The 15669-nt window shown below is 61.8% G+C and carries 13 protein-coding genes and 2 pseudogenes; 3 read left to right on the top strand and 12 right to left on the bottom strand.

The features are described from left to right. Positions 1-173: 173 nt before the first annotated feature. A pseudogene (locus HB376_RS31025) lies at positions 174-430 on the top strand (IS6 family transposase); the annotation flags it as partial. A gap of 338 nt (positions 431-768) precedes the next feature. On the opposite strand, the pseudogene HB376_RS31020 reads toward HB376_RS31025, so the two are convergent. From HB376_RS31020 to HB376_RS31000, 5 genes and pseudogenes are all read right to left on the bottom strand, one after another. Then, positions 769-1245, bottom strand: a pseudogene (locus HB376_RS31020) (IS6 family transposase); the annotation flags it as partial. 104 nt (positions 1246-1349) lie between these two features. Next, entirely contained in the window at positions 1350-1796 is a 447-nt protein-coding gene (locus HB376_RS31015) for a transposase family protein (protein ID WP_213767492.1), read from the bottom strand. 249 nt (positions 1797-2045) lie between these two features. Beyond that, the gene (locus HB376_RS31010; protein ID WP_213767491.1) at positions 2046-2540 is read right to left on the bottom strand and encodes a MarR family transcriptional regulator; all 495 of its coding nucleotides are present in this window, start codon (positions 2538-2540) and stop codon (positions 2046-2048) included. A gap of 105 nt (positions 2541-2645) precedes the next feature. Then, the gene (locus tag HB376_RS31005) at positions 2646-4151 is read right to left on the bottom strand and encodes a 4-hydroxyphenylacetate 3-hydroxylase N-terminal domain-containing protein (RefSeq protein WP_213767490.1); all 1506 of its coding nucleotides are present in this window, start codon (positions 4149-4151) and stop codon (positions 2646-2648) included. Between the two features lie 12 nt (positions 4152-4163). After that, positions 4164-4691 (bottom strand): flavin reductase family protein, encoded by a 528-nt coding sequence (locus tag HB376_RS31000; RefSeq protein ID WP_213767489.1) that lies wholly within the window; start codon positions 4689-4691, stop codon positions 4164-4166. A gap of 349 nt (positions 4692-5040) precedes the next feature. On the opposite strand from HB376_RS31000, the gene HB376_RS30995 reads away from it, so the two are divergent. After that, positions 5041-6306 carry an MFS transporter gene (locus HB376_RS30995; RefSeq protein ID WP_213767488.1) on the top strand — a complete coding sequence of 422 codons (1266 nt, stop codon included), beginning with the start codon at positions 5041-5043 and terminating at the stop codon, positions 6304-6306. 41 nt (positions 6307-6347) lie between these two features. Further along, the gene (locus tag HB376_RS30990; RefSeq protein ID WP_213767487.1) at positions 6348-7766 is read left to right on the top strand and encodes a UbiD family decarboxylase; all 1419 of its coding nucleotides are present in this window, start codon (positions 6348-6350) and stop codon (positions 7764-7766) included. An 18-nt stretch (positions 7767-7784) separates the two neighbouring features. Here the strand turns inward: HB376_RS30990 and HB376_RS30985 are convergent, their stop codons facing one another. From HB376_RS30985 to HB376_RS30955, 7 genes are all read right to left on the bottom strand, one after another. Next, positions 7785-8444, bottom strand: coding sequence for a GntR family transcriptional regulator (locus HB376_RS30985; RefSeq protein ID WP_213767486.1), 660 nt, complete (start codon positions 8442-8444; stop codon positions 7785-7787). Between the two features lie 142 nt (positions 8445-8586). Next, complete coding sequence (locus HB376_RS30980) at positions 8587-10194, bottom strand: carboxylesterase family protein (RefSeq protein WP_213767485.1); 1608 nt, start codon at positions 10192-10194, stop codon at positions 8587-8589. Position 10195: 1 nt separating this feature from the next. After that, on the bottom strand, positions 10196-10909 hold the full coding sequence (locus HB376_RS30975) for a cysteine hydrolase (RefSeq protein ID WP_213767484.1): 714 nt from the start codon (positions 10907-10909) through the stop codon (positions 10196-10198). Positions 10910-10960: 51 nt separating this feature from the next. Next, entirely contained in the window at positions 10961-12556 is a 1596-nt protein-coding gene (locus HB376_RS30970; RefSeq protein WP_213767483.1) for an ABC transporter substrate-binding protein, read from the bottom strand. Between the two features lie 78 nt (positions 12557-12634). Beyond that, positions 12635-13645: an ABC transporter ATP-binding protein gene (locus tag HB376_RS30965; protein WP_213767482.1), complete on the bottom strand. Its 1011-nt coding sequence runs from the start codon at positions 13643-13645 to the stop codon at positions 12635-12637. Next, positions 13642-14763: an ABC transporter ATP-binding protein gene (locus HB376_RS30960; protein ID WP_213767481.1), complete on the bottom strand. Its 1122-nt coding sequence runs from the start codon at positions 14761-14763 to the stop codon at positions 13642-13644. The genes HB376_RS30965 and HB376_RS30960 overlap by 4 nt, the downstream gene beginning before the upstream one ends. A 13-nt stretch (positions 14764-14776) precedes the next feature. Further along, entirely contained in the window at positions 14777-15664 is an 888-nt protein-coding gene (locus tag HB376_RS30955) for an ABC transporter permease (RefSeq protein ID WP_213767480.1), read from the bottom strand. Positions 15665-15669: the final 5 nt, after the last annotated feature.

The following is a 15669-nucleotide window of genomic DNA, read 5'->3' as shown; positions in this document are numbered from 1 at the left end:
GTGGGACACGCAATGATTGATAACGTAAAAGTGCTTCGAAATGGCTGAAATCGGCGTTTTGGGCATTAGAACAAGAATCGCGTTGAAAAGAGCCGACCTGTGATGCACTTGGTTCTGTTGCAGTAAGGTGGTCCAGTATGATGTGCGGAACGACACGAACAGTTGAAAGCTCGATGAAGATGTTGAATCCGGCGGTCGCCCGAGTGCTCAAACGCCTGCATTATCCGCTCGACGTGATCCTGACTTGCGTGCGCTGGTACGTGGCCTATCCGCTGAGCCTGGGCACCTTGAAGACATGATGGCTGAGCGTGGCATTTCGGTTGATCATTCGACTGTGCGCCGCCGGGCCATCAAGCTGTTGCCGGTGCTGGAGAAAGAGTTTCGCCGCCGCAAACGGCCGGTTGGTAGGAGCTGGCGGATAGACGAGAGTGTGTCACGAACACAAGCGAAAGCTTGTGGTGCTGTACTGAAGATGCGAGTAGGCCTCCCGAAGCCGGCTTGCAGGAGCGGGCTTCAAACCGCCCGGTGCTGCTGCGTTCAAAAGGCGCGGTGGTGAGCGACCGTGGAAAAGTCATTCATAAGGATGGCAGGTACGTGTTGAGAAGATGAGCGGAAGCAAACCGTTCGATGATGCGTCGTTAATTCGTTAAGGTGCTGTCAAAACTGGGGTCATTTTGTCGCTCCAGGATCAGTCAGGGCGAGACCTGTTTACGGGTTCCGTCGCAATAAGAATGGTGAGTCGAGCGGAGGCGCTATGCGGAGGATTACTTATGAAGCTAACGAGTAAAACTGCTGGGCGGCAGACAGCGGAGTCTTGCCCCGACATTTCATCTGTCCTTTCTTGATCATGTTCATCAACTCGATGCCACTCAGAATAACGCGCGCGCAGTGAAAATCCTTGAACCCCAGCGTCGGCCGGGTGATGCGTTTGATGGCCCGATGATCCTGCTCGACCACGTTGTTCAGGTACTTGACCTGACGGATCTTGATAGGTGTCTCGCGCTCGGCATTTACCGCGTGCAGAGCGGCCAGATTGGAGCCGCTTTTGTCGATAGTCACTGTTTCGGGCGAGCCGTTCTGACCGATTGCCTTGTCAAAGAAGCGCCGTGCTGCCACCTTGTCCCGCTTGGTTCTGAGCAGGAAATCAATGGTTTTACCGGCCTTGTCCACCGCCCGGTAAAGATACTTCCACTGGCCTTCGACTCCGACATACGTTTCATCCATGCGCCAGCTCCTGCCCACCGGCGGCTCTGTCGCAATAAGAAATTGGACGTTCGGTCACCCACAACAGAACAGGTAAAACGACCGCGTGAGCACTACATATAGTGGCTGCCGTCGTGCAAAAGTCCTTATTGCGACAGAACCACTTCAAGATGCCCCAGGATAATTAAGTCATCCTGCGTAAAAGCCGACCCCAACTGCCGTGCGCGCAGGTCCATCACACGCGACGCACTTCCTCGCAGCGCTTTTCCATCGAGCGCAATGAACTGTATTCCTGGCTGCGTCGACACTTGCTTTTCGGCATGTCGGCGAACGACCTCTTCAACTGTCGTCGCATCGAGCCTCAGCAGAAACCGGCGAATTCCAACGCATGTGGGCGCTTTCTTCCATGACGTACCGAACAAGGCATTGAGTTGCCCGAGTCGCTCTTCGATGAAAAGCTCCATTTTTCTCAATGATGTCGCGCCTGACAACACGGCCAGCAATAATGCGCACAGCAGTGGCTCCTGCTGATAACGCTTGCCTCTCGCCCCGCGTTGGTCGACCAATTCCGAAAACAATCCTCCAAGCAGCATCTCACTTCACCATATACAACTCAAAAAGTTACGTTAACACAACTCTTGAATAGTTAACAGCCCTGAGCGAACACGGAACACAATACCCCTAAGTTTTTAACGCTCCCGTCTACGACCTGCTATTAAGGGTTTCGATGCAAATATGCAAGATTCAGAAGTTCATCATGCGTGAACAGGCCAATGCGCTCGGGAACTGAAGCCCGTCTCGTTGAGAGTTGCGCAGCACACGTCCGTGCTGACATCGCCGGCCTAAAGGCCGACATAGAACATCATGATGTAAATCGTCATCTCTCGTTCATTGCTCGACAGCTGCTTCGTGAAGTAGTCGACGTGCATTCTGACTGCATCATCGATCTCGCACAGCAACTTGATGCCGGTATCCGTTATCTCGAGGAAATGGGAACGCAGATCGTCGTCGCAGGGAACCCGGATGATGTATCGCTTTTCCACTAACGTCCGCGCCACATTGGACGCGAACGCCTGCGAAATGTCCATGCGGGAGGCGAGTTCCTTGATTCGTAGTCGCCGGTCCGCACTGCCGTAGATCTGGATCAGGCATTGATGATCGATCGAATCAAGCCCCAACGCTCTCGCCTGCTCCTCGACAATACGGAACACCTTGCGCAACACATAGCGCGCATTGGCAACACCGCGAAAATACGGATGCTTCTCCGCGGTTTCGCGGGCTTCCCTGACAACCTTCAATTCGGCGGCGAGCCTGCGTGGCTCGAGCGGGTCGCGCATCGGGGCCTCTTCTCTTATGACAATGCGGCGGCGCTGCGTACCCACTTCGGTATGCGCGCCTCCTGAAAGAGGTGGCAGGATAACAGGAGCGCGTGCACAGGGGCGTCAGTCATCGAGCGCGAGCAGGTCGTCCACCATCTGCGTCGCCCGCTTGAAATCGTAGGCCCGGGCCATGTTCTGCTTCACGAGGAACGACGCGCCGCCGTAGAACTTTTCGTATTGCTGATGGCGTCCGGCGAATTCGGTGCCCACCATGTCCCATGCCATCTTGAGCAGCGCCACGCGTTCGCGCGACGTGCTACCGGGAGACGCTACGTAGCGCTCCAGGTCCTGCGCGATGGCCGGATTGTCGTAGTCGCTTTCGGAGGACGGCAGCATGATCATGGAGCCGCCGCTCAGCTCGCGCATGATGTCCACCATCTTCGGGTTGAGCTGCGACTGCAGCGCCATCACGGCGTACAGCACGGCCTTGGAAGGCCACGCGACACCTTGCTCGTCGATCGACCCCAGGCTTTCCTGCGCGATTACCATCGATTCGACGATGGTCGCGATCGACGCCATTTCACCCATCTGAACCTGCACGGGCGGCAAGGCGTCGTTACCGGTCAACTGGTTGATGCGCTTGGTCAGGCCGAGCATGAAGCGCAGCTTGGTTGCATAGCGCGCCTGCGCCTGATGGTTGCCGTACGAATGCGATGGCGTCTTCCACCACTGGTCCCAGCAGATCTGCCGGTTGCGATACACGAAGACGTTTTCCCATGGCACGAAGACGTCGTCCAGCACTACCAGGGAATCGGTTTCGTCGAAGCGGCTGGAGAGCGGATAGTCGAAGGTGCCGGACGTCACCTCGGCGAAAGAGCGGCGCGAATAGACCTTGAGCCCCGGCGCGTTCATCGGGATCATCACGCCGTTCGCGTACGCTTCGTCGCCGGGATTCAGCGGATGGATGCAGCTCAGGTACAGGTAGTCGGCAAGGACGCTGCCCGTTGCCAATTGCTGCGCGCCCTTGAGCACGATGCCGTCGTCGCGCTCCTTGACCACGCCCGCATACAGCGTGGGGTCGCTTTGCTGGTGCGCAGGCTTGCTCCGGTCGATCTGTGGCGGCACGATCGCATACGCGGCGTAGAGATGATGGTCGCGCGCATAGGCGTGAAAGCGCGTTACGTTGTCGGCGAACGACTGACCCGCCGCGCCGAAGACCTCCGGCTTCGCGGCGAATCCGCTCAGGAACCCCGCCACGTGATCCGGCGATCGTCCCATCAGCCCGCAGGTGGCTTCGGCCCATTTCTCGGACATCCGGCGCCGCTCGGCAAGCGCTTCGATCGTGCCGGGGATCTGATAGCAGCGCAACACCGGGCTGTGACTGGTGGGCGACCGGAACGTCATCAGCTCACGGTTCTCAGGGGCGGCCGCGATGTCGTAAAGACGCGCGACCGTTTGCACGGCACCCTTGAACGCCGGGTGAACCGTCACATCGCCGACGATTTCGCCATTCAGGAATACCTGACGCCCATCTTGCCTGATGCTGGCGATGTAATCGGTGCCGCTGCGCATGGAGTTTGCCGCGATCCGCTTGGAGTCGCTGATGACTGGAGATTCGGTAACGGACATGATCAGATTTGCTTATTGAATTGTCTGGGCGGGACGGGATGGCGGGACGTGCTCGAGCGCATCCACGTGACGAAAGCTTCCGTTAACGTAAATCAGCGGCCGGGGATCGCCCGTAACGATCACATCCCGTACATCGCCGATCACGATGGCGTGCGTCCGGGTGACGATCATCTCCTCGATCGAACATTCCAAAGCGGCGAGGGCATCGAGCAGCCTGGGCGCGCCGTTGCTGCCAGTGGACCAGTTGCCGCTCGCGAACGGATCATCCGCATGAGCCGAACCCGCGCCGAAGCGGCGGGCCAGGTTTTCATGACTGGCGCCGAGCAGGTTCACCGTCATCGCGCGGCCGGCCGCCATCACGCGATAGGTGGCGCCTTGCAGGTTGACGCAGGCGAGTATGCGCGGCGGATCGACGGACAGCGAGCAGACCGCCGTCGCAGTCATTCCGCGACGCTCGTTCCCGTTCGCCGTCGTGAGCAGCGTGACGCCGCCAACCAGCAGCCGCATCGCGCTTTTGAAGCTATCAGTGCCACCACTCATTCACGTGTCCTCGCATCCCACTTGGCCGGCGCTGATCGCCGGCCGCTGCGAAGCGATCTTCCTGCGCGTCGATTTGTTTGTCAACTATATTAGTTGAATAATATAAAATGAACTGTCCAGCTATCAGGAAGCATATCGGTGCACTGATGAAGAAAGTGCTTTAAAAAGGTGATTTTATGCAAAATTTCTTGAAGTGAGGCTCCAAAATCGGGCACCGAAAGGGGCGAAAATAAAAATATCATCCGTAGGATTGTCAGTCATTTTGACATGCTGCATATTGACGTCCGCGCGCCTTGGATCGGGCAGCGGCAACCTGTAATCCGGACGATCTTTTTAGAGGAACCAGAGCATGCAGATGTTGAACGACTTGGCCGACGCGGCGCTCGAGCCATCGGTGGCGCGTGTCAGCAGACGGCGCTGGCTGATCGCGGGCGTCCTGTTTCTCGCGGTGATCTCGGCGTTCTTCGACCGGATCAGCGTCGCCATTCTCTTCACGGACACGGCCTTTCAAAACGCGATGGGGCATGGCTACAACCCGGCGCGGCTCGGTCTCCTGATGACCGCGTTCGTCTTCGCATACGGCGTGTCGGGGCTGCTGCTGAGCTTCGCGGGCGACATGTTCGGTCCGAAGCGCGCCATGGCCGCGGGCGCGGCGGTCTGGGGCATTTCCATGGCCTTGATGGGGGCAACCAACAGCTTCAGCGCGATGCTCATGTTCAGGCTCCTGCTGGGCATCGCGGAAGGTCCGCAGTTCTCGTTGACCAACGCACTGGTCAAGCAGTGGTTCCCGCCTCGTGAACAGGCCAGGGCGAATGCCATGTGGCTGGTCGGAAGTCCGCTCGGCTCGGCGATCGGCTTTGCACTGACGATCCATCTGGTCGGCGCGTTCGGCTGGCGGTCGTCCTTCTATGCCTATGCGCTTCTGAACATCGTCATCGTTCTTCCGCTGGTCCTGCTGCTGATCAAGGACAGGCCGGACGTGCCTGTCGATGCCCAGGCCGTGATCGATCGCACCGCGCAGAAGGTGCCCTATTTGCAGCAGGTACTGCAGTTCATCAAGGACTGGCGCTTCTGGGCGCTGACCCTGTTCAACACCTGCGGCCTCATCTACCTCTGGGGGCTCAACAGTTGGCTGCCCAGCTACCTGGTCCGCTCGCGCCACTTCGATCTGCAGAAATCAGGCATCTACGCATGGCTGCCCTTCGTCACCATGTTCTTCGGCATGGCGCTGAGTTCGTGGCTGTCCGACCGGCTCCAGCGCCGCGCCATCGTGAGCGCCTGCGCGCTGTTTCTCGCGGGCATTTCCATGTATCTCGTGACGCAGTTCGCCAGCGCCGACGCGGCCGCGCTCATGGTCACCGCAAGCTCGTTCTTCTGGGGCGCGGCCATGCCGCCGCAATTCGCGCTGGCGCTGCGCATCCTGCCGCCCGGCGCGGTGGCCACCGGGATCGGTTTTCACAACGGGCTGGGAAATATCGTCGCGGCATTCTCGCCGTTGCTGATCGGCTTCCTGATTCAAACGACCGGCAGCTTCAATGTCGGACTGTCGGTGTTGCCCGCGGCGGCCCTGATCGGCGCACTGTCGATGTCGACGCTGGCCTTCAGGAAGTACTAGCCGGCGCCGCGGGAGAGAAACGTCAATAGAGGAGTGGCAAAGTGGGTTATCGGGATTTGCGTGAATTCATAGAACAGGTCGATCAACTGGGTGCGCTCAGGCGTATCGATGGCGCCGACGCGGCATACGAGATCGGTGGGGTGACCGAGGTCGCGGCGGGGATGGCGAATCCGCCCGCGCTCCTGTTCGATAACATCGCGGGCTACCAGCCTGGCTTCCGGATCTTCAGCAACGCGACGATGACACCGCAGCGCGCGGCACTCGCGCTCGGTGTCGATCCGTTCCTGCGGCCGCTCGATGCGCTCAAGTGCTGGAAGGACCGGCGCGGCACGCTCAAGCCGCTCGCGCCACGGCTCGTGACGGAAGCGCCCTTCATGGCGAATTGCCATCAGGGCGAGGATGTCGACCTCGGCCGCTTCCCCGCGCCGATCTGGCATCGCGGTGACGGCGGCCCGTACATCGGTTCGGGCAGCCTGGTGGTCATGCGCGATCCGGATACCGGCTGGGTCAATGCGTCGATCTACCGGGTACAGGTGCATGGTCCGAAACGCGTGACGATTCAATTCGACCATCCGGGGCGTCACGGCGCCATCATCGCGAGAAAATACTGGAGCAAGGGGCAGTCGTGCCCGGTTGCGATCGTCAATGGTGAGGATCCCGCACTGTTTTCAGCGGGATTCGAGTACCTACCCGAAGGTGTCTCGGAGTTCGACTTCGCCGGCGCGATCAAGGGCGCGCCTATCGACGTATATCCCGCGCCGCAGACCGGCCTGTCGATCCCGGCGTTGGCGGAGATCATTCTCGAAGGTCAGCTGCTGCCGATGTCGGAAACCTCGCTGGATGAAGGACCGTTCGGCGAGTTCACCGGCTACTACGCGGCCGACAAGCGCCCGGCGCCGGTGATGGAAGTGAGCGGGGCGTATTACCGCGACGATCCCATCCTGTTCGGCTCGCCGCCGCTGAAGCCGCCCCGGCACCATTTCGGCCTGCCGCTGCGGGGAGCGGGCATCTGGACCAACCTGGAAGCGGCGGGCATCACGGATATCGCGGGCGTCTGGCAGCACGTCTCCACCACGATGACGGTGATCGCGCTCAAGCAGCGATACGCGGGGCATGCGAAGCGCGCGGGCATGATCGCAGCCGCGAATTCATACCTGGGACGGCTCGTGGTGATGGTCGACGACGACATCGATCCGTCCAATATCGGCGATGTATTGTGGGCGATCACGACCCGCTGCGAGCCGTCCGAGGCCGCGGATATCGTTCGGGACGGCTGGAGTTCGTCGCTCGACCCGCGCATCCATCCAGCGCAGCGCAGCTCCGGTAACACCACCAACTCCAAGCTGATCCTCAACGCGTGCCGCCCGTTCGAATGGTTCGACCGCTTCCCGACTCCCTCGGCGCTCTCGAACGAGGAAGCGGACGAGATCGAAAAGAAGTGGGGCCACGCGCTCATCTGAGGACGGCGCCCGCCGGCGTCAGGTCCCGGCGAGCATCACGTCCTTCGCGACGCGGGCCGCGTGCCGCACATGCGAGGCCGCCGCGGCGCGTGCCCGCTTCGGCACCCGCGCGACGATCGCCTCGTAGATGTCGCGCATTTCATGCAGGCTGGAAATGCCGCGGCCGGGGCTCGACATGGAACGCTCGCGCAGAAAGGTCACACGCGCCTGCAGGCCCGTCAGCATCTGCTCAATGACCCGGTTGCCGCAACTGTGCAGCATCACGTCGTAGAACAGCGTGGTCGAAATCACGCGCTTGTCGGCGTCGTCGGACAGTACAGCGGCCTCGAACGCGTCCAGCGCCTCGCTCATGCGGGCGAGTTGCGCATCGTCGATGTTGCTGCAGCAGAGCGCCGCCGCTTCGCCTTCCAGAAGTTCGCGAACGTGATAGATTTCCTCGGCCTCTCTCCAGTCGAGCGCCGACACGAAAGGCCCGCGATTGGGAATCATCGTGATGAGCTTCTCGCCCGCGAGGCTGAGCAAGGCCTCGCGCACCGAGGGTCGGCTGACACCCAGCATCGCGCACAGGTCGTTCTCGACCAGCTTGGTTCCCGGTCTGAGCTCGCCCGACAGAATGGCATTGCGCAGCTTGTGGACAGCCAGTTGGCGGACGGTGGTCGGCGATGCGCTCGGATCCATGTTCGGACGTCTTCGTGGTTATGCGTGGGCGAAGCCGTCATTTTAAAGCGACGCCGGCAGACGCACGATCTATTTGGCGCATCGAGTGGGAGCGCAGCGCGGATCGTGGTGCACCAGGGTGAAATCCGCGCAAGACGCGTGCTTACTGGCCGGCGATGATCGGATCCCACAGCGCACAGTGGTGAGCGTTGCCGTAGCCCTTGGCTGTCTCGATGGCCGGGAGGTCGAGGGTTTGCACGTCGTCCGGTGTCGGCGAATAGCGCGGCCATGCGCTCGCCGGGGCATTCGAGGTCGGGGCGCCGTTTCGCGCAAAGCTCGTCCAATAGTCGACCATTCGATCCGACAACCGCTGCTGCGCGGCATCGAGCGCGTGCGGCGTGCCCTGGCCGCCATGGAACAGCGGGAAGAGGTACTGCAATTCGGCAGTATGGTAAGCCCTCATCGGATAGCTGACCGGGTGGAAGTATGACGGGGCCGTGCGGTCGTTGAACTGAAACGCATACACCGGCACGTACTTCGCCCAGGTCCGGTCTAGATATCGCGCGGTGCATGTCTTGAGGTCCTGTGCCGCATCGATCTCGGCGAGGCTCGGGCTCGCGTACGACGCAAGCGGATAGCGGGCGGCCAGCGCCTTCGCATGCTGTTGACCGAAAGAGAGCACGAAGCTGTCGTAACCGGCCGAAGTCAGCGGCTCGCCTGTGTTCATCTCCGGCATGAAGAAGGCCTGCTCATCGCGCACCAGGCCGTTCATGATCGGTACGTGATTGAAGCGGCCGCTGTCGAATGCTTGCGTGGCGGTGAGCGTGACAATCGTTCCGTCGACCACCGGATAGCGCGTACCCACGAAGCCCGCGATCCGCGACTGATGACGCAGGATCTGTTCGACGCCGAGTCCGCGCAGGCATTGCGCGCTTTGGTCGGGGCATCCCGCCGCTGCCGCGAGTTGCTTGCCGGCGTCCCTTGCGGCCTCGCGGGCATAGGGCGCCACACGTGTGCCGCTCTGACTGATGGCGCGCTGGAACAAGCCCGCGGCAGTAGGTGAAGCCAGGTTGGCGATGACGCTGGTCGCGCCGCCGGACTGCCCGAAGAGGGTGACGTTGCCGGGATCGCCGCCGAAGTTGGCGATATTGCGCTGCACCCACCGCAGCGCGGCTTGCTGGTCCATGATGCCGTAGTTGGCATAGGCATGGCCTTCGGTGTCGATGGCGGGATGAGAGAAGAAGCCGAGTGCGCCCACGCGATAATTCAGCGTGACGAGCACCACGTCGCCTCTTCGGACCAGCTTGCCGGCGTCGTAGTCGTTGCTTTCGCCGCTGAACAGGCCGCCGCCGTGCAGCCACACCATCACCGGATGCTTGCCGGAGGATGAGGACGTGGCGCGAGGCGCAAACACGTTCAGGTAGAGGCAGTCCTCGGAGGTGCTCGGCGAGGCGAATGCGCCGCGCGGAGACTGCGCGCAGGTGTTGGCGAACTTCGTCGCTTGCAATATCCGGCTTGTTCCGGCAAGCGGCTGGGGAGGGCGCCATCGCAGCTCGCCGACAGGCGGCGCCGCGTACGGGATGCCGAGAAACTCCTCCATGCCGCTCGTCTTCAGTCCCTGGACAGGGCCGCTGGATGTTTCGATTACCTGGGTCGGCTCGCGATATCCGGCCGTCGTGCATCCCGCGACACAGCCAAGGGCAAGCGCGGAAACGAGCCGTCGCATAATCTTCCTGCCGGCAAGCCGCTCATGTGCGCGATCGACGCTCATGCTAGGCCTGCGCGGACGACTGGCGCGCATTGGCATTGAGGCATCCGATCAGCATGCGGGTGTCCATCACGTCGCCGAAGATCGCATAGAACGCCGTGAGGCTCGCGTTGTGCTCGGCATCGGTTCGGGTGGCGTTGCCGTCGCTGACCATGATCGTCTTGTAGTTGAGCATCATCGCGTCGCGCGCCGTCGATTCGCAGCATGCGTTGGTGGACGTGCCGGTCACGATGACCGTGTCGATGCCATGCGCCTGGAGCCGGTCGTGCAGGTCCGACGATCCCTGGATGAAGGCGCTGTAGCGGTACTTCAGCACCGTTTCGTCCCGCGGGTCCACTAGGAGTCCGGCATGGAGTTGATGTCCCGGAGCATCCTTCTGGAACGCGGCGGTACGCTTGGCCGCGCGCGCCGGATCGCCGGCGCACAGCGCGTACCACTGCGACCAGTTCTTCTCTTCCTGCGCGTTCACCGTGTTGCGGATCCATAAGACCTTGCCGCCGTTCGTGCGTGTTGCGGCAGCAAGGCGATTGATGTTGGGCACGATGTCTCGGGCTTCGTCGCAGGGGAACGCGGCATATTGCTCGTCCAGGAAACCGTTTTGCATGTCGATGACGAGCAGCGCCGTGCGGGCGGGATCGAGGTCGTCGTGAATATGCGCCTTGCCGCGCCGCTTGATGACGCGCTCGATGATGTGGTCCGCAATCTTGAAGTCATGCATGGTGTCGTTCCTGAGTTGAGTGGGGCAGTCAATGGAATATCGGTGGTGGGCTCAATGCACCACGATCGGCGTCAGGTCCTGGAACCAGCTCTGTGCCTGAACGAAGCCGCTCAGATTGGGTGCCAGCGCACGCGGGTTGAGGTCGCTGACGATGAATAGCCGCGCCGCGTCGGCCGTGATCAGATGATGGATCTGCTGGAGCAGCGCATCCTGCTTCGCCGGGTCGAAGGTCGTCAGCACCTGCTGGCCGAGCGCATCGAGTTGCGGGTCGTTCAAGCCGCCCCAGTTTGATCCGTTGGGCGCCTGATAGACCTTCATGACCGCCTTGAGGAGGCTGAGCGGATCCAGCGCGCCGCTGGAAAAGTTGAAGGCGTCGTACTTGGGATACGCTACCGCTCCTTTCACGAAGACATCGATCATGCTGTTCCAGTCGATTGTGTCGAAATCCACCTTGAAGCCCACCGCGTCGAGTTGCGATTTGACCAGTTCGTTCATGGGCTCCGGCTGCATCTGGCCCGAACCCGAAGGCGAGATGGCGACGTGGATTTCGCACGGATAGCACTTGGCCGCCTTGAGCAGCGCCGTGGCGCGGGCTTGGTCGAGCTTGTACTGCACCACGTCGCCGTAGTTGTGCTGGCTGGGCACAAGCGCGCCGTAGCTCGGCGTGGCGATGCCGCCCAGCAGCGTGACCATCGCGCTGCGATCGACCGCGTAGTTGGCGGCCTGGCGCACGCGGATGTCGGCGAAGGGACCGCGCAGCATGTTGAGCAGATACGGCCAGGTGTGCGGATAGACGTTGGTGATGACGTGCATGCCCGCCTGCTTCAGTTCCGGGATCATGTCCGGCGAAGGCGCTTCGATGAAGTTCACCTGGCCCGAAAGCAGCGCCGCGGCACGGGTGGTGGCTTCGGGCATTGGCAGCAACACCAGCCGGTCATGCTTCGGCACGCGGGCCGGGTCCCAGTAATCCGGGTTCTTCACCAGTTCCAGCGATTGATGCGGCACGACCCTCGCGAACTTGTAGGGACCGCTGCCGGCCGGATGCCTGGCATACACCGTGTAATTGTTCCCCGCCGCTTCCACCGCGCATTTGGAAACCATCATCACGTACGGCAGGTTGTAGGGAAATAGCGAGTTGACTGTGGTGGTGGTGATGGCAATGGTGTCGTCGGAAACCTTTTCGACTTTGGCGATGTCGCTGGTGCGCGCCCGTGCGCGAGCAAAATAGACCGGACTGAACGAGGGATTGGTGCGATCGATCAGACGCTCGAGATTCCATACCGCGGCGTCGGCATTCCAGTTGCAACTGTCGTGGAATTTCACGCGGTGACGCAGCGTGAAGATCCAGCGCTTCGGGTCGTGCGGATCCACATGCCACTCGGTGGCAAGCCCCGGCTTGATGGTGACTTCCTTGCTGGACGAGGACAGGTCCCAGTTGATCAGGCCGTCATAAAGGGAATACCCGACAAAGCGATAGCCTTCGAAGCCCTGGTCAGGCTGACCTGCCCAGTCAGGAATATCGGCGGCTGTCATTGCCACGGTCACTACCGATTCCGCCTGCGCCGCTCCCAAGCCTGAACATACCAACGCCCATGCCGCGACCATGTTGACTGCTGCCGATTTCACCAGGTTTTTGTAATCCGACATTGCCGTTACGCCTTTTTCGTGAAGAGCATTGCAAAATGAAAATAAAAAATGAACTTGCCGGGCTGACGAGTCATACGCTCAAGCGATCTCGGCGAGCCTGATGCAGCACGCGTATCCGTCGTCATGCGCGGGAAACGCGTCCGGCGCCGCATCGAGACACGCTGGCTTCGCGTACTTGCAGCGCGGCGCGAAGCTGCAACCGGGCGGCAGGCGCCGCATGTCCGGAGGACTTCCGGGTATGGCTTCGATGTCGTGGTTACGCTCCTGGCCTTTCACGGTCGATGAGAGCATGCCAAGCGTGTACGGATGCTTCGGATCTAGCAGGACCTCACGCGCCGAGCCGTATTCCACGATGCGCCCCGCATACATGACGGCCACCTTGTCCGCGATTTGCGCAGCCACGCCGAGGTCGTGCGTGACGATCACGATGCCCATGCCGAACTCCTGCTGCAGCTTCTTGAGCAGGATCAGCACCTGGATCTGCACGGTGGCGTCCAGAGCGGTGGTGGGCTCGTCCGCGAGCAGCAGACGGGGGCGGCATGAGAGGGCAACCGCGATCATCGCGCGCTGCCTGAGCCCGCCGGAGAGTTCGTGCGGGTAGTTGCGCCGCCGCCGTTCCGGTGACGGCACGCGCACCCGCTCGAGCAGGTCGAGCGCACGGGCATCGGCTTCGGTGCGCGAGACGCGATGATGCCGCCGGATCGTCTCTGCGATCTGGTCGCCGATGGTGAATACCGGATCGAGCGCAGTCATCGGCTCCTGGAAGATCATTGAAACCTTCGCACCGCGCATGGCGGAAAGCTGCTGTTCGTCGAGCGCGAGCACGTCTTCGCCGTCGATGGCAATCGTGCCGCTGATCCGGGCGCGCTCCGGCGGCAGCAGGCGCATGAGCGCGCGCAAGGTCACGCTCTTGCCCGAACCCGATTCGCCGATGATGCACAGCACCTCGCCCGCCGCGAGGCTGAGCGACACGCCGTTCACAGCGTTCACGGTTGCCTCGCGGCTGACGAATCGAACGTTCAGGTCCTGAACGTCCAGCAGCGTTCTTTGGGCGGAGGTGTCGATGTCGAGTCGTGTCCGCGAACTCATAGGAGTCTGGTTTCCTGGGGCGTGCCCAAAGGCGGGTTGCCGGTGCGGCCATGACCTGACGCCGGGTCGTGCATATGGCATGCGGCCGCATGCGCTTGTCGCCCGCGAGCGTCGCCGAGCGTGGGGGAGATGCGCTCGCACACACTTTCGGCAAACGGGCAGCGGGTACGAAAGCGGCATCCTGCGGGCGGGTCGACGGGGTTGGGTGGGTCGCCGGCCAACGGCGCCTCGGTGACCCGTTGCCCGGGATCCATGCTGAGCTGCGAATCCAGCAGGGCGCGCGTGTAGGGATGCTTCGGATTCCCGTAGACTTCATCGGCCGGGCCGATCTCCACTATCTCGCCCAGATACATCACGAGAACGCGATCCGAAACATACCGTACGACATGCAGGTCGTGGGAAATGAACACGTAGGTGAGGCCGAAGTGATGCTTGAGCTCGCGCAGAAGCTTGAGCACCTGCGCCTCGACAGACTTGTCGAGCGCGGACACGGCTTCGTCCAGGATCAGGAGCCGCGGATCGAGCGCCAGCGCCCTGGCAATGTTGACGCGTTGCTTCTGGCCGCCGGAGAGTTCATGCGGATAGCGCGCGGCGAACTGGTCGGCGCGCAGTCCGACATCGTCAAGCAGCTTGCGTGCGGCTTCTTTCGCGTCGGTGCGTTTCGTGCCGTGAACACGCGGCCCGTAGGCGATCGTATCGACCACCGGCAAGCGCGGATTGAGCGAGGACGACGAGTCCTGGAATACCATCTGCATGTTCTGCCGCAATTCGCGCAAAGAGATGCCCGACCGTTCTCCCACGGCGTCGCCGTCGAAGATCAGTTCGCCGCTATCGCGCTTGAGCAGTTGCATCAGCAGCCGCGCGAGCGTGGATTTCCCGCAGCCCGATTCGCCGACGATGCCCAGCGTCTCCCCCTTCATCACCACGAAAGACAGGTTCTCGACCGCATGGACATGCCCGACGATCCGGTTGAACAATCCGCCGCGGATCGGGAAATACTTGTGCAACCCGTTGACGATGAGCAGCGGCTGCCGGTCCCCGCCACGGTCGCGCGGATCGTCGTGCGATCCTGCGCGGGCGCTTGGGTGGTGACTCGCTGCGCTGGTCGGGTTCGGCATGCGGACGTTCCTCTCAGGCCTTGATGTCCATGGCGTGCCGAAGCCCGTCACTGACGATGTTGAAGGAAAACGAGACGATGCAGATGGCCGCGCCGGGCAACGCGCAGATGAGCGGTTGGAGGTAGATGGCTTGCCGCAGGCTCGAGAGCATCTGCCCCCAGTCGGGAGTGGGCGGCTGTACACCAAGCCCGAGAAACGAAAGGCCGGCCGCGAGCAGCACGGAGACCGAGACGAGGCTCGAGGCGAAGACGAAGACCGGCGGCAGTACATTGCCGATCACATGGGCGAAGATGATCGAGAGACTCGAAGCGCCACTCGCTTCTGCTGCCTCGACAAAGTCGAGCGAGCGCACTTGAGCGGTCGCGGTTTCGGCAATGCGGCACAGCGACGGTATGAAAACCAGGGTCAGCGCGATCAGCCCGCTTGCCATGCCGCCGCCCATCGTCCCGGAGATGGCAACGGCGAGCAGCACGGACGGGAAGGCGTAGAAGACGTCCATCGTGCGCATGATGGCCATGTTGACGGGCCCGCCGAAGAAGCCGGCGAGAACGCCGAGGAACCCTCCGATCATGACGGCGAGCACCACCGGCACGATGCCCATGACGAGGGACACGCGCCCGCCATAGAGCATGCGCGTGAGCATGTCTCGCCCGAGATCGTCGGTGCCGAGCAGATGGCCTTGCCATCCGATCGGCCTGAGCCTGCCCAGCAGGCTGGTCGCGAGGGGATCATAAGGGGTGAGGTGCGCTGCGAGGACGGCCGACAGGATGCTGAGGGCGATCAGGGCAAGGAAGAACAGGGTCACATAGTCATGGCGTAGCCGGCGCATGACGGTCTGCAGATAACCTGGGTATTGCCGGACTGGCGCTCTTTCGTTGATGATCGGGGTGTCGGTGCTCATGCGCG

Origin of the sequence: Caballeronia sp. dw_19 (genome assembly GCF_018449515.1) — a bacterium.
Taxonomy (GTDB): Bacteria; Pseudomonadota; Gammaproteobacteria; order Burkholderiales; family Burkholderiaceae; genus Caballeronia.
Note: the sequence above shows the minus strand (reverse complement) of the source record. Positions and strands in the feature narration are given on the sequence as shown.

Bases quoted from the DNA above. Each gene is read 5' to 3' on its own strand.
- HB376_RS30970 (WP_213767483.1), bottom strand. From the start codon at position 12,556: ATGTCGGATTACAAAAACCTGGTGAAATCGGCAGCAGTCAACATGGTC.
- HB376_RS30980 (WP_213767485.1), bottom strand. From the start codon at position 10,194: ATGAGCGTCGATCGCGCACATGAGCGGCTTGCCGGCAGGAAGATTATG.
- HB376_RS30960 (WP_213767481.1), bottom strand. From the start codon at position 14,763: ATGCCGAACCCGACCAGCGCAGCGAGTCACCACCCAAGCGCCCGCGCA.
- HB376_RS30965 (WP_213767482.1), bottom strand. From the start codon at position 13,645: ATGAGTTCGCGGACACGACTCGACATCGACACCTCCGCCCAAAGAACG.
- HB376_RS30985 (WP_213767486.1), bottom strand. From the start codon at position 8,444: ATGGATCCGAGCGCATCGCCGACCACCGTCCGCCAACTGGCTGTCCAC.
- HB376_RS30955 (WP_213767480.1), bottom strand. From the start codon at position 15,664: ATGAGCACCGACACCCCGATCATCAACGAAAGAGCGCCAGTCCGGCAA.
- HB376_RS31015 (WP_213767492.1), bottom strand. From the start codon at position 1,796: ATGCTGCTTGGAGGATTGTTTTCGGAATTGGTCGACCAACGCGGGGCG.
- HB376_RS30995 (WP_213767488.1), top strand. From the start codon at position 5,041: ATGCAGATGTTGAACGACTTGGCCGACGCGGCGCTCGAGCCATCGGTG.
- HB376_RS31000 (WP_213767489.1), bottom strand. From the start codon at position 4,691: ATGAGTGGTGGCACTGATAGCTTCAAAAGCGCGATGCGGCTGCTGGTT.
- HB376_RS30975 (WP_213767484.1), bottom strand. From the start codon at position 10,909: ATGCATGACTTCAAGATTGCGGACCACATCATCGAGCGCGTCATCAAG.
- HB376_RS31005 (WP_213767490.1), bottom strand. From the start codon at position 4,151: ATGTCCGTTACCGAATCTCCAGTCATCAGCGACTCCAAGCGGATCGCG.
- HB376_RS31010 (WP_213767491.1), bottom strand. From the start codon at position 2,540: ATGCGCGACCCGCTCGAGCCACGCAGGCTCGCCGCCGAATTGAAGGTT.